Genomic DNA, 25,294 nt, shown 5'->3' with positions numbered 1-25,294 from the left:
GTATGGATTTTAGGTTCAAGGCATCCTTTGCACAATCTATTTGTGTAAAAGATGTCTTTTTTTTGTTTGAGCATTTTGCATTAATCTAAGCCCTTGGTGCACATAGGATTTTTGAGCATAAAAAAGGACTTCACCCCAACTTGGAGAAGTTTTCAAGTGACCAAACGAGAAAACCCAAGGGAGTGAAGTCACTATGTATATTCTCCAAGAAAGTCTATTTTCCTTTGAGGAACTGCAAAAAATCGATTCTAAAGAACGACTACCTTTCTTTATCAGTGCACTCGACCTTCGTCCTTACGCGAAAAAAATTGAGAAATCCTTCACCCCGAGGAGCGGATGGCCACTGCCGCGAAGGAATTCTCCGCGCGTTGCTCGCTGCCCCTTTGGAGAACATTGACACGTTCACCGGCTTGCAACGCAGACTCGAATTTGACCTTCGTTTCCGTTACCAGTGTGGGTTACGACTGGATCGATCCGCGCCTATGAGAAAAAAGAACCGAAACGTAAAAGCGAACTTACAGGCAATGCCAACTGGGGAGTGAAGCTCGACACCTTTGGCAATAAAGTCAAGTGGTTTGGCTACAAACTGCATCTGGCCGTCGATACCAAGAGTGAACTTCCGATTGCCCTAAAAGTTACACCCGCACATGTGAATGATGGGGACGAGGGACCCCCACTCATGAAGCAAACCGTCGACCGATTCAAGACCCGATTTTTCATGTTGGATGCGGGTTATGATCAAGTGAAGAACTACGAGGCTGCACGAAATGTGAAGGCCCAAGCGATTATTCCAATGAATCCACGGAATGAAAAAGAACCGCCTGCTGGCATGACAACCAAAGGAACACCTTGCTGTTCGATGGGGTTTGCGATGACGTATTGGGGCCAGGAGAACGAACGTTTGAAATTCCGTTGTCCGCATGCCACGGGTAAAGTTGAGTGCCCTTTGGGTATGGCGGCTTGTTCCACTTCCAATTATGGGATGGTGGTCAAGGTCGACACTCAGCAAGACCTTCGCCGCTATGCGATGCCGCACCGAGAAAGCAGGGGGTGGAAGGAACTCTACAACAAGCGAACCAGTGTAGAACGCTGTAACTCTCGAATGAAGACCTATTTAACCGCAGACCAATTGCATGTTTGGGGCATTCAAAAAGTCACGACTCACCAATATTTGAATGCGATTGTGCTTCTTGCTTCTGCGCTGGCTGTATCGAGACAACGAGTCACAAACGCCGCTTAAATTTTCAACCTTCCGAAAATTCTGCCCGTCTGTCCATTTACGCCTACACTCTCTCAAAAACTCAATTAGTATGAGGTCTAACCTTGTCTCTCTCTTGAAAAATGGATTATACAAAATGCTCGTATAAATAATTCAGGCGTTGTATGCCTTGATTCCAAGCATCGATCTCTTATGCTAAGTCTATCGATAGCTATTTAAGATATGATGTTGCATCTTCCTAAGGTCTCCTTGCATGGCACATGCAAGGCACAATACAAATAAAGGCGATTCTCCATTCGATTCTGAATGAAAAATCGCCTTTAATTCATTTTATGATTTAATTGTGTTAAAAAAGCCTTCCTGGCAATAGGAAGGCCTTCTTTATATACCATGGAGCAAATAGCGAAATTGAAAAACTATTGATCCCCGAATCTGCATATTTAGCGGAGAGGATGGAATTGTTCTGTAGAAGCGGAAGCGTTCGCCTTTGCCCTCGGATTTCATCCGCTATAGCGGTATAATCAAGAAATCTGAGGGCAACAGCGATCGTAAGGACAATCCATCATCGTAGCGCACGTTATATGCATATTCTTTAAAATATTTTTTCAATCATGCCTATTTCGAAATATCTACAAACCCTTCCCCAAACACGTCACGTACATCATGGATCGTTACAAAAGCATCGATATCGATAGCTTTAACGATTTTCTTGAGCGCAGATACTTCTTGTTTGCTGATTACAATGTAAAGGACTTCTTTAGGGCTCTTTGTATAATATCCGTGGCCTGATAGTACGGTAACGCCTCGTTCCATGACATTATTTACTTGCTCAGCAATTCTGTCTTGTTCTTTCGAAATGATCATAACAGCCTTTTTAGGGTTTAGACCTTCAATGATGAAGTCCATGACCTTGGTACCGACATAGAGCATAACAATCGAATACATGAGACTCTCGGCTCCAATAATAAAGTAAGAGCAGAAAACAACAATGAGGTCGAAGAACAGTAACGAGTAACTTATGTTCCAGTCCAGATATTTGTTGGTCATTCTTGCTAGAATAGCAGTCCCAGCAGTAGTACCCCCCACACGTATAATCATTCCGATTCCTACACCTGTAAAGACACCGCCGAACAAAGCATTCAGAATAAGTTCATCTGAAGGAATACTCCAGTTCACAGTTAAATGAAGGAAGAGGGAATTAAATAGTACAGCAATAATCGTGTAAATGGTTGTTGTTTTGTCCAGAAATTTATAACCGGCAATAAGTAAGAATGAATTAATAATTAAGTTGACTAGACCTGGGGACCATTGGAAAAGGTAATAAAAAATAATAGTTAAACCTGTAACGCCACCTTCGCCAAATTCGTTTGGAATAACGAATAGATTGACCGCTAGTGCGAAGAAAAAAGTACCTAAGATAATAAAAAGAATATCAATCACTTTCTTTTTCATTGAAAAGCCCGCCTTTGTGTGTTGGATCAAAAATAACTTGAAGAAATTAGTGCAAAAAATAGTCCGCAAAGTATAAATCGTAACTCCCATTTATGCATATGTCAATGAAAAACGTATAAACGCAAAACAGGAATCCCATGGTATGGCAAAAGTCAACATCCTATCGTCGAGTAAAAAGGATTGTCATGAAATGTATTGGCTTGCAATATAACCTTTTTTCATTTATCCTTAGTTTAATAATCTTAATATTAAAATAATATTTCGCTGTTGAGTTAGTATTCATTAAAATGACTTGGGGGATACGTTTTGAAGCATATATTCAAACAAGGAAGTGACACTTCCGCACCTATTCTTGTACTCTTTCATGGTACCGGAGGTAATGAACAAGATTTGTTACCTATTGGAGAGATGATATCACCGACATCATCTATTCTTAGTATTCGTGGTAATGTCCTCGAGAATGGAATGCCACGCTTCTTTCGACGGTTAGCCGAAGGTGTCTTCGATGAAGTAGATTTGGTCAATCGTACTCAAGAAGTGTACCAATTCTTAGATGATGCCGCAGCCAAATACGGAATAGATCGTCGTAACATGGTAGCCGTAGGATATTCGAATGGTGCTAATATTGCTGGAAGTCTACTGTTTCATTATGCAGATGCTTTTAAAGGGGCTATACTGCATCACCCCATGGTTCCACTACGCAATAAGGTGTTACCTGATTTGTCGGGTATACCTGTCTTTATTGGAGCAGGACGGAATGATCAGATGTGCCCTGCACAAGAATCTGAGGATCTTCAAGCCTTGTTGATAGGTGCTGGAGCTGTAACCGACGTTCATTGGGAGAATAATGGTCACCAATTGAGCCGGACAGAGGTCGATGCAGCTGGAGTATGGTTCGAGAAGAACTTTAGTTAATTAGGTTAATTATATTTACCCGGAGTGAAATAGGCCTTTCATCTATAGTAGATGAAGGGCTTTTAATAATATATAAACTAATCATGTATAAGTCGTATAACATGTATTACATCCTATGACACGGTTGAAAAACAAGCGTGAAAAGAGTACGTTATTAAGTAGAACAAAATTAAGCAATGTCAGTTGTATACATAGATATTGGAATGAGGAGCAGGATGACAGGTATGAACGAAGAAACCAATACAGATCACACGGAAGAATCTCTTAAGAAATCAGCTATAGTAGATTCAACTAAGGCAAAGACATTCTCTAACCCACAGAAGCAGGTCCCAGTCATGATGGAAGAGATCGTACGAGCACATCATGTATTAAAGGAAGTTATTGTACGGACACCTTTACAATGGGATGCGGTACTTTCCGCTAAATATAACTGTAACGTTTATCTGAAGCGTGAGGATCTACAAGTGGTACGGTCGTTTAAGATCCGTGGCGCATATAATATGATTCGCAATCTTACTGAGGAAGAATTGGCTAAGGGGATCGTCTGTGCGAGTGCAGGTAATCATGCTCAAGGTGTGGCTTTTTCCTGTAAAACACTAGGGATTCAAGGTAAAATTTATATGCCTAGTACGACACCTAACCAAAAAGTGAAGCAGGTTAGACGGTTCGGCGGTGAGAATGTTAAGGTTGTATTGATTGGTGATACGTATGATGATGCTTATGCTGAAGCGATGAAGACCTGTGATGAGCAGGGTATGACATTTATTCACCCATTTGATGAACCACGCATTATTGCAGGTAATGGAACGATTGCAATGGAAGTGATGGAAAGTCTAGATACTGCTGCTGATTATATCTTTGTGACGATCGGTGGAGGTGGACTAGCAGCGGGAGTAGGTACATATATCAAGACAGTTAGTCCTCAGACGAAAATGATTGGAGTTGAGCCATTAGGAGCAGCTTCAATGAGTGAAGCGTTGTCACGTAAAGAAGTAGTGACACTGAATGAGATCGATAAATTCGTTGATGGCGCTGCTGTGAAGCGGGTAGGAGATATGACCTACCATATCTGTTCACGTACGCTTGATGATGTCGTGAAGGTACCTGAAGGCAAAGCATGCACGACGATCTTAGAACTATATAATGAGAATGCTATCGTTGTAGAACCAGCGGGAGCACTACCCGTGTCAGCATTGGATTTATATCGGGAACAGATTGAAGGTAAGACGGTAGTCTGTATCATTAGTGGAGGGAATAATGACATAGCTCGGATGCAGGAGATCAAGGAACGGTCTCTTATTTATGAAGGACTCAAACATTATTTCATGATTAATTTTCCACAACGTGCGGGAGCATTACGTGAATTCCTCGAGGATGTACTAGGTCCAGATGATGATATTACAAACTTTGAATATACGAAAAAGCATAATAAAGAAAATGGACCAGCTCTCGTAGGTATTGAATTAGATGAAAAAGATGACTATGCCGCATTAATTGAACGAATGAATCGCAAAGGATTCGACTATACAGAGCTTAATAAAGACTTAAATTTATTCAATCTACTTTTTTAAATTTCTAAATAGAATAGAAAACCAGCAAAAAGGTGTGAATGCAAAAAATTGTATCACGCCTTTTTGTGCTACTGTCCATATTGTTATCTCCAGGGTAGTCTCTACCAAGTGAATAATTCATCTAGACTTACTTGATGTGAAGCGTATTTGTGGGTCCAGTCATTCGTAGATGAGTCATAGTGGTAGTCGTGCTTCCAGATTTCAATATTTGTTAGAATAGAACGAACTGCTTCCGAAATGGTATGAACTTCTTGATGTGTCATTGTAGGGTGAATAGATAAACGAACCCATCCCGGTTTGTTGGTTAGATCACCTTGATCTAGCTGATCTGAAATTGCCTTTGAAGTACTCTCATTAATCTGTAACAAGTAATGTCCATATGGACCGGCGCAGGAACAACCACCACGTGCCTGAATTCCAAAGCGATCATTAAGTAATTTAACGAACAAGTTATAATGTATGCGATGTGCAATAAAAGAGATGATGCCAAGGCGTTCCTTCACTTGATTCTCCAATACAAATACCCCTGGGGTCTGAGTTAACTCGTTCATTAGAATAGAGGTAAATTCCCCCTCACGTTGGATTATTTGTGTAGTTCCCATACGTTCTTTTAATTGAAGACAGAGTGCCGTCCTAAGGGTCTGTAGAATGGGAGGGGTCCCACCATCTTCGCGAGCTTCCTTATCTGTATAATACTGACGTCCACCCCATGCGTTCGTCCAAGATACCGCTCCACCTCCCGGATGATCCGGAATGAGATTGTTGTAGAGCCGTGAGTTGAAGATCAGCACACCACTACTTCCAGGGCCACCCAGAAACTTATGTGGTGAGAAGTAGATACCATCGAGTTGTTCCCAGGGAGAAGATGGGTGCATGTCTATATCGACGTAGGGCGCACTTGCCGAGAAATCAACGAAACAGATTCCACCGTGCTCATGCATTTTTCGGGCTAGTGTATGATAGGGTGTCTGAATCCCCGTTACATTGGAACATGCAGTAAAAGAACCTATTTTACATGTGCGATGGCGATATTTGATTAAAGCTTGTTCTAATATCTCAGGATCCACTTGTCCGTGATTATCTGGTTCAAGACATACGACATCTCCGATCGTCTCCGACCACGATAACTGATTCGAATGGTGCTCCATATGACTCATAAAAATAACCGGACGATTCTCTTCAGAGATGGAATAATGGCTGTTAAGCCACTCAGGTATTCTAAGTCCTAGAATACGTTGTAACTTGTTAACTGCTGAGGTCATCCCTGCACCCGTATTAATAAGAATATCCTGTTCGTTGGCATGGACATGCCGTTTAATGATGTTTCGTGCTTCCTTGTAGGCTCTAGTCATGGTAGTGCCTGTGATAGTCGATTCTGTATGCGTATTAGCCATGTAGGGGCCAAAGAACTCCGCTATATGGTTTTCAATAGGGCGATACAGACGTCCGCTAGCTGTCCAATCCGCATAAATGACTTGCTTCCTACCGTAAGGAGATTCGAAATAGAAGTCTGAACCAATGGTATGGTTACGGAATGTTTCAAAATAGGGTGTCAATGAACGTGAACTGATATCCTCGGTTAGGTCATTGCGATGTACATTAGGCACGAACGATTCCTCCAACATAACCTGACATGATTTTGATTTCAGTATATGTCTGAATGTCGCGGTGGGTTAAAGCCTAGTTAAAATAAATTTGTAACACTGATGAAATGCTTAAATATTTAAATAAACAATTGCATATCTGACTCAAGAGCATCTCTCAAATAAGCTTGAGCATCAATGATTTCAACTTCCGGTAGGAACTCCTCGGGCTTGAAGCCCATAATCTCTACGGACAATTTACAAGCATAGAACTTAATGTTCTTCTTTCTGGCACCTTTCAGGAAATGAATAAGCTGTGGTGCGCCTTGATCCTCCATCATTTCTTCTAGCATCCATTTTCCCAGACCGCTGAAATTCATTTTGGATAAGGGGAGTGACTCGGGACCTTTAGGCGTGATGACGGACATCAGTTTTTCATAAATGGTCTTATCCTCAAGTGTCATTTTATCCGGATCTCGGATTAGAAATAGTCCCCAAAAAGCAAAAAATAACGTTACATCGACATCAATATCTCTTGCTGTGTTCGCAAGGATTAAGCCAGCCATCGCTTTATCGTAATCTCCACTGAACATAAGTAAATTCATTTTTTTATTCACACTAATGCCTCCTCTAATTGGAAATGTAAGTAGTATGAGACAAGGTGTTCCAAGATATGCGAAAAAACGTATTGAAATTTGAAGATGAAGTAAGATACACTATGATTGTTAAATGTTCACGTTAACATTATGGGTTGTTAATGGTTCATAATTGATTATGATTACCCAAATTCATGTAAAAGAGATGGTGAATGTCATGAAAAAGTTTATGGGAGAAGATTTTCTACTGACCACGGATACAGCGGTCCATTTGTATGAAAATTACGCTAAAGGAATGCCTATTATCGACTATCATTGCCATTTAAATCCGCAGGAGATTTACGAGAATAAAAAGTTTAAGAACATTACGGAAGCTTGGTTGTATGGGGATCATTATAAATGGAGAGCCATGCGAGCGAATGGGGTTCCAGAACAATATATAACAGGTAATGCAAGTGATTACGATAAATTTATCGCATGGGCGATCACGGTACCGATGCTAATCGGGAATCCTCTGTATAACTGGACACATTTAGAGTTACAACGGTTCTTCGGAATACATGACCTCCTAAATGAACAAAGCGCCCCGGCTATCTGGGAAAAGGTAAATGCTCAATTAACTGCTGATGGTTTCGGTGCAAGAGATTTGATTGTGAAGTCGAATGTAACGGTCGTATGTACAACAGATGATCCAGCAGATACGTTAGAGTATCACCAGCAAATCAAGCAGTTGAGTGATTTTAATGTAAGCGTTTTACCTAGTTTTAGACCAGATAAGGGACTTGAGATTAGACGAGACGGATTCCTGAACTGGGTAGACAGATTATCTGACACATATGGTTCAACCATAGATCAGTATGAAGTATTATTACAGGCATTAGAATCTCGGGTTAGATTCTTCCATTCTGTCGGTGGACGGGTGTCTGACCATGCGTTAGATACGGTCATGCATGAGGAGACAACGAGAGAAGAAGCGGGTGCTATTTTTGACAGAGTTCTGAAGGGTGAGTCACTAACGCTAGAAGATGAGAAGAAATATAAGACATATACGCTTACGTTTCTTGGAAAGTTGTATGCAGAGTTAGGTTGGGTCATGCAATTGCATATGAACGCATTGCGGAACAATAATACTCGTATGCTGAATGAATTAGGACCAGACACAGGGTATGATTCTATGAATGACAACGATATTGCGAAGCCACTTGTAAAGTTTCTTGATGGCTTAGACCAAGAGGATGCTTTACCCAAAACAATTCTCTATTCATTGAACCCAAAAGATAATTACGCCATTGCTGGGATCATCGGAAGCTTCCAAGGTGGCGGTATCGCTGGGAAAATACAATTCGGTACGGCCTGGTGGTTCAACGACAACAAGGAAGGTATGCTTGACCAAATGAAAGTACTCTCTAATCTCGGATTGTTAAGTCGATTCGTGGGTATGTTAACCGATTCTCGTAGTTTTCTATCCTATACAAGACATGAGTACTTCAGAAGACTGGTATGTCGCTTAATTGGAGAATGGGTAGAAGATGGCGAATATCCGGCTGATATGGAGTTATTAGGTTCTATTGTCGAGGGCATTTCCTATAGAAATGCGAAGGAATACTTTTCATTTTTATGATAATGTTAATTCATGCTTCACTAAGGGATACTCGTGATTTCAGTTAGGATGGGTTAACCTTATGTAGCTTACAGATTGTTACACAAGGAAGGAATTTATATGTCCGTCACGATAAAAGATATAGCCAAACTGGCAAATGTTTCACATACGACCGTATCACGCGCACTTAACGATAGTCCCCATATTAAAGCGGAGACGAAAAGGAAGATCGTTGATCTTGCGGAACAGCTCAATTATATTCCTGATTACAATGCCAGAAGTTTGGTTATGCAGAAATCGTACACCGTAGGTGTATTTTTCACGAGTATAACAACGGGGACCTCATCCAGCTTCTTCTCAGACGTGATCCGAGGTGTGAATAGTGTCATTAGTGAGAATTACAACTTATTCGTAAGAGGTATCGATAACTATAAAGATTATAATTCGATCAATAAAAAACGGTTTGACGGAATTATTCTGATGAGTCAAAGCGATGTGGATAATGCTTTTATCTATCATGTATTACAGAGCGGAATTCCTTTTGTAGTGTTGAATCGTCAAGTACAAGACACCTCGATGATCAATATCGTACCTAATGATAAAGCTGGAGCATACGAAGCGGTTTCTTATCTCATAGGTCAAGGCCATGAGCAGATTGCTATGATTGAAGGGATCGAAGGATTCAAGTCAACTCAGGAGCGTAAAGATGGGTATCTGAAGGCACTCATTGAACACCGAATCCCCCTCGTTCAAGAGTATATATTGCAAGGTAGTTATGATATGGAAAGTGGATATCAAGCGATGGAGAAGTTATTAGGCTTGGTATCCCGTCCTACTGCCGTATTCTGCAGTAATGATGATATGGCCATTGGTGCCATGAGAGCTGCTTTTGATCGTGGGATACATATTCCCCGAGAATTATCTCTCGTCGGGTTTGATGACATTGGATTCGCACACTATACGACACCTGCGTTAACAACGGTTAAGAGACCCATTGAACAGATTAGTATGATGGGTGCGAAGAAGATATTGGAGCTTATTGATGAACCGAAACAACCAGGTGAAGTTGTATTTGTGGATACAGAACTGAAGATTCGTGATTCTGTACGAAGCATGGCGTGATATCTGTAGAATAGCTTGTCATGCGTATAGAGTACAGTTTTTAAGATACCGTGTACCTTAGAAACTGTACTCTGAATATCATGTAATGTGAAACAAATCACAAAAGGTAAATGTATATAGAAAAATGTTAACGTGTGCATTAATAATGACTAACTATATATGGAGGTTAATATCATGGCAATGTTAAATCGAAGTACATGGACACACTCTTCCAATTATCCAGAGAAAATTGTGCAGTTTGGGGAAGGGAATTTTCTTAGAGCCTTTGTGGATTGGATGATTGATGTAATGAATCAAGAAGTTGGGTTCAATGGGAGTGTCGTTGTCGTTCAACCCTTAGAGCAAGGATTGATTCATAAACTGAATGAACAAGATGGACTTTATACGCTCTATTTACAAGGTATGAAAGAAGGAAAACCTGTAAAGGAGCATGCTGTGATTAGTAGTATCAGCAGAGGAATTAATCCTTACACCGACCATCAAGCATATATGGCGCTAGCCGCAAGCTCGGATATTCGATTTGTAGTCTCGAATACGACAGAAGCTGGGATCGCTTATGAACCTAACGATAAGTTGGAAGATCAACCTCAGAGTAGCTTCCCGGGTAAATTGACGGCTTTCTTGTATCGACGTTACCAAGAGTTCCAAGGCGACAAGGACAAAGGGTTAATTATTATTCCATGTGAACTGATTGACCGTAATGGGGATAAATTGAAGAAGGTTGTCCTTCAATATGCAACACTTTGGAATTTAGAGCAAGAATTCGTTATATGGATCGAAGAAGCGAATACTTTCTGCTCCAGTCTCGTAGATCGGATTGTACCGGGATATCCGAAGGATTCGATTCGTGAGATTACAGAAGAGCTGGGATATGAAGATGGTCTTGTTGTTGTGGGAGAGCAATTTCATCTATGGGTAATCGAGGGTCCACAATGGATCAAGAAAGAATTCCCGGCGGAAGCTGCTGGATTAAATGTCCTTGTTGTGGATGATATGGCGCCTTATCGGACGCGTAAGGTCAGAATTCTGAATGGTGCGCACACAGGTATGATGCCTGTATCTTATTTATACGGACTTGATACTGTAGGTGAGGCTATCAATCATGAGGTCGTTGGGAGGTATGTCAAGGATCTGATGGAACAAGAGATCATTCCGACTCTTGATTTGCCACAGGAAGAGCTGGCATCTTTTGCTGAAGATGTGATTGAACGGTTCCGGAATCCATTTGTGCAGCACTATCTCATGAGTATTTCTCTTAATTCGATCTCTAAATTCCAGACTAGAAATCTACCTTCTCTCCTGGAATATGTGAACAGAACAGGGAAGATTCCAGCCAAGTTAGCATTCTCTTTGGCTGCTCTCATCATGTTCTATCAAGGGAAGAGAGGGGAAGAAATTTTCAGGTGTCCGATGATGCCCCTATCCTAGATTTCTATCAGACACTTTGGAACGATTGGGATGGTTCATCTATCGGTCTCGATCAGGTTGTGATGTCAGCACTTGGTAATAAGACACATTGGGAGTTGGACTTGAATTCAATTGATGGGTTAAGTGCATCCGTGATCGACTATACCAAGTGTATTCACCAATTGGGCATGCAAGAAGCATTACATCTTATGATGGAGTATGAAGGTGAGCGTGTATGAAAGAGACGCTGAGAATCAATCTAAATGACAACGTAGCTGTAGCTCTAAGAGAACTTCATGAAGGCGACAAGGTTGAGGTACATGATCAGACGATAGTACTGAAAGAGACCGTTAGTCGAGGGCATAAATTCGCAATTACAACCATTGGTACGGATCAACATGTCATGAAATATGGTTGTCCGATCGGGCATGCAACGCAAGAGATTGGTATAGGGAACTGGGTTCATACGCATAACACGAAGACGAACCTGAAAGGGATCGAAGAGTATAGCTATTTGCCGCGTAGGAGTGAGAATCCATTTGAACAGAAGAACCTCACTTTTAAAGGATATAGACGTAAAGACGGTAAGGTTGGGATTCGAAATGAATTATGGATTGTGCCTACAGTAGGTTGTGTAAATGGGGTAGCGGAGGGGATTCTAAAAAAATTTATAAAAGAAGTAGGAGACATCACTCCCTTCGAGAACACGCTCGTTCTTAAACATAACTACGGTTGTTCTCAACTTGGTGATGATCACCTGAATACCACCACTATTCTTCAGAATGCCGTTCGACATCCGAATGCTGGAGGTGTATTGGTTCTTGGTCTAGGGTGTGAGAATAATGAAATGCAATCTTTCAAGGAGTACTTGGGTGATTACGATGAAGAGCGTGTGAAGTTTCTAGTATCCCAAGATGTATCGGATGAAATGGAGGAAGGTGTGAAGTTACTTCTTGAAATCTATAAGGCCGCAGGGGGAGAGCACCGTGAAGATGTTCCGTTATCTGAACTTAAAATTGGCTTGAAATGTGGAGGCTCGGATGGTTTCTCAGGTATAACGGCCAATCCGTTATTAGGTCGATTCTCTGATTTCCTAGTCGCACAAGGTGGAACGACCGTCCTAACCGAAGTACCTGAAATGTTTGGTGCAGAGACATTGTTGATGGAGCGAGCCGCTAATGAGGAAGTGTTTCATAAGATCGTCGCACTTATCAATGATTTCAAACAATACTTTATGACTTATAATCAACCTGTCTATGAGAATCCTTCCCCAGGAAATAAGGCGGGTGGCATTACGACATTAGAGGATAAATCTTTAGGATGTACGCAAAAAGCGGGAACTTCAGTCGTTATGGATGTCCTAAAGTATGGTGAGCGGTTAGAAACCAAAGGGTTGAATCTTCTAAGTGCTCCAGGTAACGACCTCGTTGCCGCTTCCGCATTAGCCTCAAGTGGATGTCAATTAGTGTTGTTCACCACCGGACGTGGAACACCATTTGGTACATTCGTTCCAACCCTCAAAGTATCTACCAATTCAGCGATATATAAGTTGAAGGGGCATTGGATCGATTACAATGCAGGGACACTTGTGGAGGATGACTCACCTGACGAGGTGTTAGAACAGTTCGTGAACTACATCATTTCGATTGCGAGCGGCGAACAGGTCAACAATGAGAAGAACGACTTCCGTGAGATCGCTATTTTTAAGTCGGGTGTGACGTTGTAAGATCATTAAGAGATAGGGAAAAAGGGTGTCCTAAGAGCTGTTCATGGGCTTTTGGGGCACCCTGTTCTTTATGGAGACTATTATTTTGTAATGAAGGTTATTCATTAAACAAGCTAGTCTATGTAATTTCCTGATACTCGATGCATGTGTAGCGTGGTATATTTAGGGGCAGACATGTTGATTACGGTGATAGGAAGAAGGAATAGCTTTGTCTCGTCTTGTATATTTAGCACTTATCGCGCTTAGTCTTATTTGGGGTGGATCATTCTTTTTCATCAAAATGCTTCTTCATGATTTTGGACCTTGGACCATTGCTTTCTTAAGATCAGGTGCCGGCCTAGTGGTTATTGTATGTATTATGCTTGGGTTAAAGAAACCATTTAGGTTACGGTCGATTTCATGGGTCCCGATGACCATTATGGCGTTGATTAACACAGCCATTCCATGGGCTCTGATTGCATTCAGTGAGACACGCTTACCAAGTAGCATGGCATCCGTATTAAACGCAATGACGCCAGTATGGACCATTATTGTGGGGGTGTTGTTCTTCCGATCTGTATCGAGTCGAAGGCAGTGGCTCGGAATAGGTATCGCAACGATAGGTCTAATGGTTCTACTGGATATCAATCCGGAGACATTGATCTCGGTAGATCTCATTGGATTCGGGTGTATGATTGCAGCCACATTCTGCTATGCGATTGGATCTCAACTATCCAAGAGTCTTCTTACCTTAGGATACTCGATGTATCAGATGACCCTAGGAACCTTGTTGTGCACGATGATTGGAAGTGGAATCATGGCATTCTCAATGGAAGAGGTCTCTATACCTCAGCTTACTTCGTTATCTAATATCCTGATGATTATTGGATTAGGTGTATTCGGATCAGGTATTGCGTATATCTTGTTCTATTTCATGGTTGAAAAAGGAAGCCCTGAATTTGCAACGATGGTAACCTATCTTGTTCCCTGTACCGCTATTCTCTGGGGATATACTTTGTTAGATGAGCATATTAGATGGACACTGTTGGTGGGGTTAGTAGTTATTCTTACTGGAGTATTCATAGCTAGTCGCAAAAATAAGCCGAAGCAAGAGAAGATATTATCAGCAGATTAGTAAACCACGAATCTATATTGAATACGGGAAAAAACCTTCACTAAACACAACTGGCATCCATGTCAGCGGTGTATAGAGAAGGTTTTTTTATTATATATTTGAATGGCTAGGATCGGATATTTTTTTAGAAATGCCTCCCAATGATAGGTTCATAGTATATTTCATAGTATATATTAACCCAATTAGGAGGTATTGAAGTCACAAAATACCAAATATCATGATTTTTAGTTGTGAAAACTTAGGTGGGAAGGGTTATTTTCGATTAAATATGAATTTCCATCCCAGTAGCCCAACAATGGAAATGGCTAGACTAACCCATGGCTGAATTGTAAAAACAGGTAACATGTTACGTAATGTGTAACCAATCATCATAATGACAGCCACTACAATGATATAAATTAGGATCGTTCTCACATTAAGACTAGGCTTAGTTGCACGCTTCCTATTTGTATGAGGATCGAATTGCTCTTCGGGTTCTCCATTACGATTAAGTAACTTTGTAACAGCCTCAATCAGTAGAATGGATCCTAAAGCGATAATAATGAGTGATAAAAGACTGATACGATTAAAGGTATCCATGGAACCACCAACAAGTTGTGCTACGAAACCTACAAGGGCCTCCATAAAAAAGAACAAACTTAAAGCGATCCAAGGAATCATCACATAGTATTGAATACCCTCTACAGTCTTCCTTTTAGGTAAACTGCTAACCTTATTGCGACTATATTGTTCGGCATCCGGCCCGAATAACTGTTGTGCAGTAATCCCCTTCTCTTGTGCATCCAGAAGCTGATGTGCTAATTCTATTAATAATTTCTCACCTTGATCCTGATCCACATTACATGTGCGGAAATAAACGACAACGTCCTCGAAGTAGTCCTTATTCTCAGGTGTCATCTGCTCTCTTAAGCGATTGTTTTCTTTGATCATAGCTTTTATTGTCATGTTTGTTAGCGCCCCTATCTAGTTCAAGTATATGAACTGAAAAGATGGTTGGCAAGGAGAACTCGTTGCCAGGAATGGTAAGACTGCGTTTGTGTCAATATTGTGCAGGTGTATAAAAGCATCCGTTGATCCACAAAATATATAAAGAAGTTAAATCAAGCATGAAAACAAAGGAGGAGCTTATATGAGTGCTTATAAAGGTCACAATCTAAACTTTAAATCTGCTCAACTATCGGATGACCAAACCAACATCACATCGACAAATGAAGAGTTTGCATTAGAAATGGGAATAAAAGATGGGTTGGAGGCTCCTTCTGAACAAGGAACGAATGCGATGGACGATAACTGGGACGGGAAAAAAGAGACCTATAACATGTTCCTTCGTAGCTATGAATAACAAGAATTGAAAAGTGTAAATATCCATTGACATTCCCTTTTTAGCGATGATACAATAAATCCGTTAATTCTTATTAAACTTATCGGATTTATTTGTATATAGAAAAGTCGCTTTACAAGTAGGGGGAATGAGCATGGAACGTCACATATTAATCCGCCATAAAGAAGAGGAAATTACAGCTAATATTCACTATTCGGCTCCCAAAACAAATAAAGAGGGACGTAGTAAAGAACGAGTTCCTCTCGTTATTATTTGTCACGGGTTTGTAGGCAGTCGAATCGGAGTAGATCGGCTCTTCGTGAAGACTGCAAGAGAACTGTCAGAAGACGGATATATGGTTGTTAGATTTGATTATATCGGATGTGGCGAAAGCACGGGCGAATATGGCAAAGAAGGATTAGAATCCATGATTGACCAGACACGTGCCGTACTTGATTATACATTAGCATGTGCTGATGTGGATCCTACGCGAGTAACCCTAATTGGACATAGCCTAGGTGGCGCGGTGGCCATTCTAACGGCAGGACGTGACCGGCGAGTTAAGAATCTAGTTCTGTGGGCAGCTGTTGGGTATCCATTTAATGATATTGTGAAGATCACAGGTCGGGAAATATATGACACAGCCGTGAAGACGGGCTTCTCGGATTATTTAGGGTATGAGTTAACCCCAGCTTTCTTCGAGTCATTAGCACCGTTTCAACCTTTTCAACAAGCAGGTAAATTTAATGGAAACGTCTTGGTAATTCATGGAACATCGGACGATTCTATTCCGGTTGATTATGCCTTTCTATACCAGAAAGTATTCTGGATGCGTTCTGAGGGACGGTGTGATAAAGAGATTATTTTTCAAGCAGATCATACTTTCTCTACAGGATCTCATCGTAAGCAACTCCTTCATCGGACAAAAGAATGGCTGAATGAACAAGAAAGTTTCCAACAAGACTGGCAGAACTGGATGATTTGATAATATGGGTGATCCGACAGTATTGGTAAAATACCTTCATAAACGGTAGAATATAAAGTAGGAATGTATACTGTAGGTGGAGGTTGATTATCAATGACAATACCTTCTTTATTTGTAGCTCATGGCTCGCCATTGCTAGCTCTGGAGGATCATGAATATGCCCAGTTTCTGCAGGGGTTAAGTCAACATTTCAGAACTCCGAAGGCCATTGTGGTATTTTCAGCACACTGGGATACGCCATGTCAGTCGATGACGATGGATATATCTCATAATACAATGCATGATTTCTATGGATTTCCAGAGGAGATGTATGAACTCACATATCCTGCTCAAGGTGATCCTGAATTAAACAAGCGAATAGATGAATTATTTAAAAAAAACAATTTGAAATATACTCCCATTCAAGGTCGTGGACTCGACCATGGAGTCTGGGTTATTCTCCAGAAGTTATATCCCGAAGCTAATATTCCTGTTATTGAGTTATCTGTCGATTCAAAACGGTCACCCCAGGAACAATATAATATCGGTGCAATGCTTGCGGAACTTCGTAAAGAGGATGTACTTATTATTGGTAGTGGTGGAATTGTTCATAACTTACGAACGATAAGTGAGGGAGCACAGACGGATGAATGGGCAGTTGAGTTCGATCATTGGATAGCTGAGGAACTCGAAGAATGGGATTTGAAATCGTTATTCGCTTATCGGCACAAAGCACCATATGCAGAACAAGCTGTCCCACCCTATGGAATAGAACACTTTATTCCATTGTTCTACGCGATGGGAGCGGCGGATGATGAACGCAAAGCTAAACGACTATTTCAAGAATATCAATATGGCAACCTTAGTCTGAACTGTTGGATGTTCGGTTCATAGTACATGCGTACTAATAGAATGATGCAGTAAACAAAAAAGATACCCACAACTTGATCACGATTAGTGTTCAAATTGTGGGTATTTTTAATGAGGGATACTGACAGTTATATTTATCATATAACATTTTAGCGTAGAGCTTCTTTGGGTCTGAATTGAGTGACTTTGTTGGTGTCTTGTTTATGAAATAGACTGCGAAGATAAGGGAGCACCCAACGATCTAATCCGATACGACCTCCGTTAGCAGCAGCGACGACGATGAAGCATTCCATCAATAACATTTGAACGTTCGTACTTACTGTACCCGAGAGCAGGAAGGCGGCATTCATAACCAGTGCCATAAGTGCAGCGAATGTGGTGAATACACCTAAGATAAGTCCTAGTCCAACTAAAGTCTCTCCTAATGGAATTAAGACGTTGAAGAATTTAACACCAGGTAATGCTGCATGTTCTAAGAATGCTGCCCACCAACCTTGAACGCTAGGATTCTCACCTGTACTCTTTGCTATTGCCCCTTGGAGGAATCCTCCGGCATCGAAGCCACCAGTTAATTTATGTAGGCCACCTTTTACCCATGTATACCCTAGATAGAGACGAACGAAGGTAAGGATCCATGCTGCAACTTTGTTAGTTCTTAGCCAATTGTTAAACATAATATAGTCACTCCTCAGTTTTGGATGTAGTTTCTTTTGAAAGATGATCATCTTCTATGTCTTTATTATATGTGAAAAAAATCACAAAAGGTGTGATTTAAATCACAAATTTAAAATATATATTAAGATAATTAAATCTGAAGCAAATAATGGGTTAATTTGTACGGATGAAGAAAGACAAATGACGAACTTTGTGATTAAATGGAAGAATCATATACAAGGAGGATCATACATCCATGCATCAATCAAAGTTGACATACTTACTTACTATGCTATTAATAGTACTTACTCTTTCATCATGCGCTAATTCTAAGCCAGAGGCTGAAGCACCTCCTGTAGCAGAACCCGCCATTGTAGAAGAGACGCCTCCGGCCGAACCTATTACACCTAAGTTAGAATATATTGCTCCACTTACGGGGTTATCTATAAAAGAACCTTCGAATGTCCGTCCGTTAACTGTAATGGTTAATAATGCTCCGGCAGCTAGGCCCCAGTCAGGGCTAAGTCAAGCGGATATGGTCTATGAAGTATTAGCAGAGGGTGGCATTACGAGGCTAGTCGCTATTTATCAAAGTCACAATGATGAGGTCACGATTGGTCCCATACGAAGTATTAGACCTTATCTCATTGAATTGGGGGAACTCTATAACGGCCTATTAGTACATGCCGGTGGCAGCCCAGATGCGTATTCGATCATTCAGAAACAGAAGAAGGAAGATCTCGACGAGATTGGTAAAGCAGGTGCCTTTTTCTGGAGAGATAAAAGTCGGAAAGCTCCACATAATTTATATTCTAATATAACCAAGCTACGTGCAGGTGCAGATAAACTTAATTATGAAAAAGAAGTAAAAATACCGACCTACCCATTTCGTTCTGAGAATGAAATTATATCAGGTGAGCATGCTACAAAAGTAGACATTACTTTTTTGCTCAAAAATTATGTCGTTTCTTATGAATATGATGACACGAATAAGCTTTACAAACGTTCCATTGATGGTAAACCACACTTAGATCTTACAAATGATAAGCAATTAGAAACAGCTAATGTGATTGTGATGAGCGCGGATCACGAAGTGCTTGATGATGTTGGACGTATCTCGGTCGATATTAACTCAGGTGGAGATGCACTAATCTTTCAAAAGGGTACCCTTATAAAAGGGAATTGGGTTCATGAAAAAGGTGATGTCATTCGATTTATGAAGGACGGCAAAGAGATTCCATTGGTCCCAGGTACCACGTACATAAATATCGTGCCTAATGACCCTAGTCTTGAGAACCATGTAACGATATCTAATGCAACACAGAATTAGGATTAAGAGGCAAATATTGAGTTAAATATTAGGGCGTTTGTGTTATTTTTTAGTAAATCATATAAATCATGGCTAAGTATGAAAATGCATATAGAGATCGACTTTACAAAGGGGTTAGGGGTTATGGTAAGATAGCAAAGGATGTCTTGTAAATTGACACATCTAAGGGGATATTTCAGTAGAGGAGCAATCAAATGAAATTGAAGAAAAAAGACATTTTTTTCGAAACGATGGAGAATATGGCAGATACAATTGTACAAGCTGCTGATTATTTTGCACTAAACGTGTCGAAATTTGCCGATGTTGATTTGTTTGCAAGTGACATGAAGAAGTACGAAACACAGTGTGATGAGTATACTCATACGATTATTAAGGAGCTCAATAAGACGTTTATTACGCCGATTGATCGGGATGATATCTTAGCACTGACCTCAAGCTTGGACGATGTTATGGATGGAATGGAAGCTACGGTATCTAGATTCTACATGTATAATCTGCTTGAACCAGACGAGTATATTATTCAGTTCGCAGAAATTCTTCGTCAATCCGCTTATGAGATTCAAAAGGCCATTCATTTGTTGTCTCAAAAGAAGCTTCTTGCTATTCGAGAATATACGATTCGTTTGAATGATCTAGAGAACCAAGGCGATGATTTACTGCGTATTTGTATAAAACATCTATTTGCAACGGTTAGTGACCCGATCGAATTGATCAAGAAAAAGGAAATTTACGAACGTCTAGAACAAACTACGGACACATGTGAAGATGTGGCCAATATGCTGGAATCGATTATTATGAGCAATTCATAAGGGGTTTACAAAACATGGAAACGTCATTTTTCGTTTTAAGTATCGTCATCTTTCTAGCACTAGCATTCGATTTCATCAATGGATTTCATGATACAGCTAATGCCATAGCAACTTCAGTCTCCACTCGTGCGTTGAAGCCGAGAGTAGCAATCATAATGGCCGCATGTATGAATTTCCTTGGTGCTATTTTGTTTACTGGTGTAGCCAAAACCATCGGGGGTAGTATTGCTGACCCCAACACTCTAGATAACGGGATTGAGGTTGTCATTGCGACTCTACTCGCTGCGATTATCTGGAACTTATTGACATGGTGGTTCGGTATTCCGTCCTCCTCATCACATGCATTGATAGGTGCATTAGCAGGAGCGGTACTGGTAGGAGCTGGGGCTAGTAATGTGAAGTGGGAAGGATTTATTAGTATTGTTCTGGTACTTATCTTTTCTCCAATCATTGCATTCGCCATTGGTTATATTATTATGACGCTCTTGAAATGGATATTTGCGAAGAAGAGTCCTCATACCGTAAATAAAGGTTTCCGTTCGGTACAAGTGATCACGGCAGCCGCTCAATCCTTCACCCATGGTACGAATGATGCACAGAAAGCGATGGGGATTATCACATTTGCTCTAGTCACATCAGGAAGGCTTGACACATTTGAAGTACCACTATGGGTTAAATTATCAGCAGCTACAGCAATGGCGCTTGGTACATCCATTGGTGGATGGAAAATTATTAAAACGATGGGAACTAAAATCTTTAAAATCGAACCCATTAATGGATTTGCAGCAGATATGACTGGAGCTTCGGTTATATTGACTGCTACGGTTCTTCACATGCCAGTAAGTACAACACATGCCATTACATCAGCTTTATTAGGTGTTGGTAGTGCTAAACGTGTATCTGAAGTGAAGTGGTCGCTTGCAGGGCGGATAGTCATCACATGGTTCATCACAATTCCTATTTCGGGAGTGTTAGCAGGAATTATTTACAAGATTTTATTCTAAACTATACAGCCTTTAGATCAACTATAGAGACATACTGGGGTAGAAGTGGCCAATCAATGAAGGTTGGCTTTTTTTGTATCATAAGGTTAGCGTTTTTAGAGAGGAAGTCTTTAAATTATGATTAGGACACTTGCGATTACCCATTCACATGAGGTGAAAGTCGGAATTCCATTGGAAGAGATTCGGATGGAAGACTACGCTTGGATTTGGACGGATTTCAACGCACCAACCCTAGAAGAATCAGCACTACTAGATACCTATTTTCAGTTCCATCCATTGGCTGTCGAGGATTGTATGCTCGTATTACAACGTCCCAAGCTGGATTTCTACGATGATATACAGTTTCTAGTTCTCCATGCACTCAACCCAGATACGTTACAAGCAGAAGAAGTGGATCTATTCCTGAATCAACAAATGATCGTATCCTTCCATCACCGGGAGTTGCCAGAGGTTGACGAGGCATGGGCACAAGTTATTCAGAATGCTCACAATCGTAAAGTATGGGCTAGAGGGCCAATTGCGTGTGCGTATACATTAATTGATATGATGGTTGATCGATACTTTCCTACGTTATACAGTATTGAAGATGAATTAGCAGAGATTGAGAATCAAGGCAAGGATGAATCGGTGGAAGAATTAATGAATCAAGTATTTGCTCTAAGAGGACGCTTGTTGAAGTTAAGAAGGACGATTGTTCCGATGCGAGATCTTATGTACCGAATTATTAATTCTCAACATGTGCAGAGCAGTAGTGAGCATAAGGTATATTTTGCCGATATTTATGACCACTTACTGAAATTAGCAGACATGATTGAGGCTGATCGAGAAATGACCTCAGATTTACGTGATAGTTATATCTCGCTTAACTCTAATCGCATGAATGCGATCATGAAGACACTGACAGTTATTACAGTCATCTTTATGCCTTTGACTTTAATTGCAGGTATTTATGGTATGAATTTCGTTCATATGCCTGAACTCGATTGGAGATATGGCTACGCTATCGTGATGGCAGTAATGTTCTTACTAGGTGGGGGCATGGTGATGTGGTTCATTCGCCGCGGTTGGTTTAAATAATAAGAGTGCTCACATTAGCTGTGGCACTCTTAACAACGGCGAACGAAGAATGTGTTCATGAGATTAGATTTAGGATTTCTTCTTGGTCTTCTTAGCAGATGTCTGCTTCGTTGTTTTTTTACTTGGAGTCGTCTTACGCTTCGTAGTTGAGGAGGATTTCTTGCGTTTACGTTTACGGGGCCGATAATAAATAGCCTCATCGTCTTCGGGAGTGCTTTTGGTCTTACCTTTACCGAAGGAGCCCATCATTAGCTTGATCATTGGAGCCATTTGTTGCACACTCGTCATGACCTTCTGGAATTTCCCCATTGAACTTACGATCCCATCAATACCTCCCATTCTGTCGATTACACCTTTGAGTTCACCAATATTTGCTAAAGAGAATCCTGTCTTAGCAGCTGCTGTCGCGGCGGGAACGATGGCTGTTGATGCAGCTGTAGAGTCAATTAGATCAGCCGCAGCTAATCCGTTCAATCCACCGCCTTGAAATGGAGATAAGCTAGATGATTCAAGTTGAGGGACATCACCTAAGGAATCAATACCAGGGTATGGATTAGTATATGAAGACGAAGAGAAAGGACCGAGTGAACGCTGGTTGCTCGGAGAACTACGATGGTAATGCTCAGCCATGATTATCACTTTCCTTTTCAGATTGGTTTACAATACTGTATGTGATAGGCGAACATTAAGTATGGACGAATGCCCCCATTACCCGAGATAGGAGCGGAAATGGGCATATGCCTAGCTCGATGAATATGCTAGAATAATAATGATATAGTGGTGCAGAAGAGAGCTATTCCTTATCAAATAAGTATCCATATTTATGATTGATGGCTCACTTCTCTACTGCGGGAAATCGTTAATGCTTGAAAAGACTGCTTCGACTACAGTACAATGAGGTTACATAGTAATAGTAGAGGATGATTAGCGGTGCAACTAAAGAAGTTAAATGATAAGAGTGTTGATCAGTTGTTTGAAGCGATATTGACGCTTAAGAATGTTGAGGAGTGCTATGTTTTTTTCGACGATCTGTGTACAGTGAATGAAATTCAATCACTCTCTCAGCGTTTGGAAGTAGCACGTATGTTAGGAAAAGGATCTACGTATAATCAAATAGAAGCTGAGACAGGTGCGAGTACAGCTACTATCTCCCGTGTTAAGCGTTGTTTGAATTATGGTAATGATGGATATAAAATGTCATTGGAACGTTTAGGGCGATAATATGTTTAAACCAGGTATATTAATCATCAGTCATGGTTCGAGAGAGCCTTCGTGGGTAAATCTGGTGGATGAAGCTGTGAATCAGTTGCCGCCGCAGGAATCAATTCCTGTGGCGGTTTCCTTCTTGGAGATTGTGGAGGGCAGATTGATTCAAGATGGAATTAATCTGCTCGAAGAACAAGGTGTAACAGATATTATCGTCATTCCCCTCTTTATCTCCTCGGGTAGTACTCATGTTGACGAAATTGCTTACGCACTAGGTGTGAAAGAGACAGCAGATTGCGATACGGATCTGGAACCTTATCACGTTCGTGCTAATATACATTATGGAGTTCCTATGGATGATGATACGGTTGTCGCACAAATGGTGTGGGATAAGGTACGCCATCTTTCTATAGATAGTGACCGAGATATGATTCTTTTAGTAGGTCATGGAAGCATTTATCAAGGGTTCAAAGAGCGTTGGGAGAAAGGAATATCTTCTCTTGCGGTCAAAGTAAAGGCGATTAGCGGAGTGGCTTCCGTGGATTATGCACTACTTAATCCCAATTCTGTGCAAGAACGTACGGAATACTGGCAGAGAGAATATGGCTATAATGTTATTGTGGCTCCTCTTTTTTTGAGCGAGGGGTATTTCACTCGACATGTTATTCCGGAAAGACTTAAGGAACTATCGTATCGTTATTCAGGTCAGGCACTGTTACCACATCCTCTGTTATCTCAATGGATAGGACAACAGGTACATGCCATGTTAGAACAGTTAAAATTATGATAACAGGTGGCGTATCTCGAATGAAGAGAGCAAGATTAATATATAACCCTACCTCAGGTCGTGAGGAAATGAAAAAAAGGCTTGCCGATATATTGCAACGTCTTGACCAAGGTGGAATTGAGACTTCTGTCCATGCTACTACGGGAGAGGGAGATGCTACCCGTGAAGCCTCGGATGCTGTTGAACGGGGATATGATATGATCATTGCCGCGGGTGGTGATGGTACGTTGTATGAAGTGGTTAATGGGATGGCTGGTAAGGAGAGTCTTCCACCACTAGGTTTATTTCCGCTCGGAACTACTAACGATTTCGCTCGTGGCCTTGGTATTTCTAAGAATTGGGAAGACTACTGTGATCTGATTGTAAGACAAGAGACACGACCTATTGATGTAGGGAAAGCGAACGATCGATACTTTATTAATATTGCAGGTGGTGGAACACTAACGGAATTAACATATGATGTTCCCAGTAAGCTTAAGACATTAATTGGACAACTTGCTTATTATCTAAAAGGGATCGAGAAGATGGTCAGTCTATCTCCACAAGAACTCTTCATTAAGGCCAATGGGCAAGAGGATCTTCACGACGAATTTATGTTGTTTCTTATTGCCAATACCAATTCTGTAGGTGGGTTCGAGAAGCTAGCGCCAGGTGCACGTATTGATGATGGACTATTTGATGTTATTGCACTGAAGAATTGTAATTTGGCTGAATTTGTTCGTGTCGTGAGTATGGCGCTACGTGGAGAACATCTGAACGATAAGAAAGTGATCCATTTCCAAACGGATTATATGGAAGTTACTTCACCTGGTGAAGTGCTGTTGAACCTTGACGGTGAGCTTGGGGGTTCATTGCCAGGAACATTCTCGATGTTGAAACAGCATATTCGAATATTTGCGGGATCATAAGAAATCTTATCCTAGGGATGAGTTAACACATATATGTTGAGAAGATTAAGGAAAGAAGT

General features: G+C 40.9%; 22 protein-coding genes and 2 pseudogenes. 18 read left to right on the top strand and 6 right to left on the bottom strand.

Features of this window, described 5'->3' with window-relative positions:
* The first annotated feature begins 193 nt into the window (after positions 1-193).
* Positions 194-1,240, top strand: a pseudogene (locus tag AC1D7X_RS11135) (transposase).
* A 594-nt stretch (positions 1,241-1,834) separates the two neighbouring features.
* Here the strand turns inward: AC1D7X_RS11135 and AC1D7X_RS11130 are convergent.
* Positions 1,835-2,671 (bottom strand): YitT family protein, encoded by an 837-nt coding sequence (locus AC1D7X_RS11130; RefSeq protein WP_495457101.1) that lies wholly within the window; start codon positions 2,669-2,671, stop codon positions 1,835-1,837.
* A 306-nt stretch (positions 2,672-2,977) separates the two neighbouring features.
* On the opposite strand from AC1D7X_RS11130, the gene AC1D7X_RS11125 reads away from it, so the two are divergent.
* Complete coding sequence (locus AC1D7X_RS11125) at positions 2,978-3,586, top strand: alpha/beta hydrolase (RefSeq protein ID WP_495475236.1); 609 nt, start codon at positions 2,978-2,980, stop codon at positions 3,584-3,586.
* Between the two features lie 335 nt (positions 3,587-3,921).
* Entirely contained in the window at positions 3,922-5,157 is a 1,236-nt protein-coding gene (ilvA, locus tag AC1D7X_RS11120; protein WP_495475253.1) for a threonine ammonia-lyase IlvA, read from the top strand.
* A 101-nt stretch (positions 5,158-5,258) separates the two neighbouring features.
* On the opposite strand, the gene AC1D7X_RS11115 is transcribed toward ilvA, so the two are convergent.
* Positions 5,259-6,764, bottom strand: coding sequence for an aminotransferase class V-fold PLP-dependent enzyme (locus tag AC1D7X_RS11115; RefSeq protein ID WP_495457099.1), 1,506 nt, complete (start codon positions 6,762-6,764; stop codon positions 5,259-5,261).
* Positions 6,765-6,880: 116 nt separating this feature from the next.
* On the bottom strand, positions 6,881-7,357 hold the full coding sequence (locus AC1D7X_RS11110; RefSeq protein ID WP_495457098.1) for a DsrE/DsrF/DrsH-like family protein: 477 nt from the start codon (positions 7,355-7,357) through the stop codon (positions 6,881-6,883).
* A 196-nt stretch (positions 7,358-7,553) separates the two neighbouring features.
* Here AC1D7X_RS11110 and uxaC point away from each other — a divergent pair, with 196 nt between their 5' ends.
* From uxaC to AC1D7X_RS11085, 5 genes and pseudogenes are all read left to right on the top strand, one after another.
* Positions 7,554-8,957 (top strand): glucuronate isomerase, encoded by a 1,404-nt coding sequence (gene uxaC, locus AC1D7X_RS11105; protein ID WP_495475235.1) that lies wholly within the window; start codon positions 7,554-7,556, stop codon positions 8,955-8,957.
* Between the two features lie 99 nt (positions 8,958-9,056).
* Entirely contained in the window at positions 9,057-10,058 is a 1,002-nt protein-coding gene (locus AC1D7X_RS11100; RefSeq protein WP_495475234.1) for a LacI family DNA-binding transcriptional regulator, read from the top strand.
* 174 nt (positions 10,059-10,232) lie between these two features.
* Positions 10,233-11,704, top strand: a pseudogene (locus AC1D7X_RS11095) (tagaturonate reductase).
* Positions 11,701-13,191, top strand: coding sequence for a UxaA family hydrolase (locus AC1D7X_RS11090; protein WP_495475233.1), 1,491 nt, complete (start codon positions 11,701-11,703; stop codon positions 13,189-13,191). Before AC1D7X_RS11095 ends, AC1D7X_RS11090 begins: the two are co-directional and overlap by 4 nt.
* Before the next feature lie 208 nt (positions 13,192-13,399).
* On the top strand, positions 13,400-14,305 hold the full coding sequence (locus AC1D7X_RS11085; protein ID WP_495457094.1) for a DMT family transporter: 906 nt from the start codon (positions 13,400-13,402) through the stop codon (positions 14,303-14,305).
* A gap of 252 nt (positions 14,306-14,557) precedes the next feature.
* Here the strand turns inward: AC1D7X_RS11085 and AC1D7X_RS11080 are convergent, their stop codons facing one another.
* Complete coding sequence (locus tag AC1D7X_RS11080; protein WP_495457093.1) at positions 14,558-15,250, bottom strand: DUF1129 family protein; 693 nt, start codon at positions 15,248-15,250, stop codon at positions 14,558-14,560.
* A 184-nt stretch (positions 15,251-15,434) separates the two neighbouring features.
* Between AC1D7X_RS11080 and AC1D7X_RS11075 the strand changes: the two genes are divergently transcribed.
* The 3 genes from AC1D7X_RS11075 to AC1D7X_RS11065 all read left to right on the top strand — a co-directional run bounded on the left by AC1D7X_RS11075 (position 15,435) and on the right by AC1D7X_RS11065 (position 17,484).
* Positions 15,435-15,647 carry a hypothetical protein gene (locus tag AC1D7X_RS11075; protein WP_495457092.1) on the top strand — a complete coding sequence of 71 codons (213 nt, stop codon included), beginning with the start codon at positions 15,435-15,437 and terminating at the stop codon, positions 15,645-15,647.
* A gap of 133 nt (positions 15,648-15,780) precedes the next feature.
* Entirely contained in the window at positions 15,781-16,611 is an 831-nt protein-coding gene (locus tag AC1D7X_RS11070) for an alpha/beta hydrolase (protein ID WP_495457091.1), read from the top strand.
* Between the two features lie 93 nt (positions 16,612-16,704).
* Complete coding sequence (locus AC1D7X_RS11065) at positions 16,705-17,484, top strand: DODA-type extradiol aromatic ring-opening family dioxygenase (RefSeq protein WP_495457090.1); 780 nt, start codon at positions 16,705-16,707, stop codon at positions 17,482-17,484.
* A 125-nt stretch (positions 17,485-17,609) separates the two neighbouring features.
* On the opposite strand, the gene AC1D7X_RS11060 is transcribed toward AC1D7X_RS11065, so the two are convergent.
* Positions 17,610-18,134 carry a DoxX family protein gene (locus tag AC1D7X_RS11060; RefSeq protein WP_495457089.1) on the bottom strand — a complete coding sequence of 175 codons (525 nt, stop codon included), beginning with the start codon at positions 18,132-18,134 and terminating at the stop codon, positions 17,610-17,612.
* A 236-nt stretch (positions 18,135-18,370) separates the two neighbouring features.
* Here AC1D7X_RS11060 and AC1D7X_RS11055 point away from each other — a divergent pair, with 236 nt between their 5' ends.
* The 4 genes from AC1D7X_RS11055 (at position 18,371) to corA (ending at position 22,334) form a co-directional block, all read left to right on the top strand.
* Positions 18,371-19,444 (top strand): DUF3048 domain-containing protein, encoded by a 1,074-nt coding sequence (locus AC1D7X_RS11055; protein ID WP_495475232.1) that lies wholly within the window; start codon positions 18,371-18,373, stop codon positions 19,442-19,444.
* Positions 19,445-19,638: 194 nt separating this feature from the next.
* The gene (locus AC1D7X_RS11050; RefSeq protein ID WP_495457087.1) at positions 19,639-20,253 is read left to right on the top strand and encodes a DUF47 domain-containing protein; all 615 of its coding nucleotides are present in this window, start codon (positions 19,639-19,641) and stop codon (positions 20,251-20,253) included.
* Positions 20,254-20,267: 14 nt separating this feature from the next.
* Positions 20,268-21,257 carry an inorganic phosphate transporter gene (locus AC1D7X_RS11045; RefSeq protein ID WP_495457086.1) on the top strand — a complete coding sequence of 330 codons (990 nt, stop codon included), beginning with the start codon at positions 20,268-20,270 and terminating at the stop codon, positions 21,255-21,257.
* A 117-nt stretch (positions 21,258-21,374) separates the two neighbouring features.
* Positions 21,375-22,334: a magnesium/cobalt transporter CorA gene (gene corA / locus AC1D7X_RS11040; RefSeq protein WP_495457085.1), complete on the top strand. Its 960-nt coding sequence runs from the start codon at positions 21,375-21,377 to the stop codon at positions 22,332-22,334.
* Between the two features lie 69 nt (positions 22,335-22,403).
* Here the strand turns inward: corA and AC1D7X_RS11035 are convergent, their stop codons facing one another.
* On the bottom strand, positions 22,404-22,964 hold the full coding sequence (locus tag AC1D7X_RS11035; protein WP_495457084.1) for a tyrosine protein kinase: 561 nt from the start codon (positions 22,962-22,964) through the stop codon (positions 22,404-22,406).
* 300 nt (positions 22,965-23,264) lie between these two features.
* Here AC1D7X_RS11035 and AC1D7X_RS11030 point away from each other — a divergent pair, with 300 nt between their 5' ends.
* From AC1D7X_RS11030 to AC1D7X_RS11020, 3 genes are read left to right on the top strand one after another with little or no spacing between them, the layout of a single operon-like run.
* Positions 23,265-23,555: a YerC/YecD family TrpR-related protein gene (locus tag AC1D7X_RS11030; protein WP_068661038.1), complete on the top strand. Its 291-nt coding sequence runs from the start codon at positions 23,265-23,267 to the stop codon at positions 23,553-23,555.
* A 1-nt stretch (position 23,556) separates the two neighbouring features.
* Positions 23,557-24,327: a sirohydrochlorin chelatase gene (locus AC1D7X_RS11025; protein WP_495457083.1), complete on the top strand. Its 771-nt coding sequence runs from the start codon at positions 23,557-23,559 to the stop codon at positions 24,325-24,327.
* Between the two features lie 20 nt (positions 24,328-24,347).
* Positions 24,348-25,235 carry a diacylglycerol kinase gene (locus AC1D7X_RS11020; RefSeq protein WP_495457082.1) on the top strand — a complete coding sequence of 296 codons (888 nt, stop codon included), beginning with the start codon at positions 24,348-24,350 and terminating at the stop codon, positions 25,233-25,235.
* Positions 25,236-25,294 lie beyond the last annotated feature (59 nt).

Source organism: Paenibacillus sp. Y568 (genome assembly GCF_059445545.1).
The sequence above is the reverse complement of the archived record's forward strand: the minus strand, read 5'-3'. Positions and strand labels throughout refer to the sequence as shown.

Bases quoted from the DNA above. Each gene is read 5' to 3' on its own strand.
- AC1D7X_RS11090 (WP_495475233.1), top strand. From the start codon at position 11,701: ATGAAAGAGACGCTGAGAATCAATCTAAATGACAACGTAGCTGTAGCT.
- AC1D7X_RS11055 (WP_495475232.1), top strand. From the start codon at position 18,371: ATGCATCAATCAAAGTTGACATACTTACTTACTATGCTATTAATAGTA.
- AC1D7X_RS11065 (WP_495457090.1), top strand. From the start codon at position 16,705: ATGACAATACCTTCTTTATTTGTAGCTCATGGCTCGCCATTGCTAGCT.
- AC1D7X_RS11050 (WP_495457087.1), top strand. From the start codon at position 19,639: ATGAAATTGAAGAAAAAAGACATTTTTTTCGAAACGATGGAGAATATG.
- ilvA (WP_495475253.1), top strand. From the start codon at position 3,922: ATGATGGAAGAGATCGTACGAGCACATCATGTATTAAAGGAAGTTATT.
- AC1D7X_RS11060 (WP_495457089.1), bottom strand. From the start codon at position 18,134: ATGTTTAACAATTGGCTAAGAACTAACAAAGTTGCAGCATGGATCCTT.
- AC1D7X_RS11045 (WP_495457086.1), top strand. From the start codon at position 20,268: ATGGAAACGTCATTTTTCGTTTTAAGTATCGTCATCTTTCTAGCACTA.
- AC1D7X_RS11020 (WP_495457082.1), top strand. From the start codon at position 24,348: ATGAAGAGAGCAAGATTAATATATAACCCTACCTCAGGTCGTGAGGAA.
- AC1D7X_RS11080 (WP_495457093.1), bottom strand. From the start codon at position 15,250: ATGACAATAAAAGCTATGATCAAAGAAAACAATCGCTTAAGAGAGCAG.
- AC1D7X_RS11025 (WP_495457083.1), top strand. From the start codon at position 23,557: ATGTTTAAACCAGGTATATTAATCATCAGTCATGGTTCGAGAGAGCCT.
- AC1D7X_RS11100 (WP_495475234.1), top strand. From the start codon at position 9,057: ATGTCCGTCACGATAAAAGATATAGCCAAACTGGCAAATGTTTCACAT.
- AC1D7X_RS11070 (WP_495457091.1), top strand. From the start codon at position 15,781: ATGGAACGTCACATATTAATCCGCCATAAAGAAGAGGAAATTACAGCT.
- uxaC (WP_495475235.1), top strand. From the start codon at position 7,554: ATGAAAAAGTTTATGGGAGAAGATTTTCTACTGACCACGGATACAGCG.
- AC1D7X_RS11035 (WP_495457084.1), bottom strand. From the start codon at position 22,964: ATGGCTGAGCATTACCATCGTAGTTCTCCGAGCAACCAGCGTTCACTC.
- AC1D7X_RS11130 (WP_495457101.1), bottom strand. From the start codon at position 2,671: ATGAAAAAGAAAGTGATTGATATTCTTTTTATTATCTTAGGTACTTTT.
- AC1D7X_RS11075 (WP_495457092.1), top strand. From the start codon at position 15,435: ATGAGTGCTTATAAAGGTCACAATCTAAACTTTAAATCTGCTCAACTA.
- corA (WP_495457085.1), top strand. From the start codon at position 21,375: ATGATTAGGACACTTGCGATTACCCATTCACATGAGGTGAAAGTCGGA.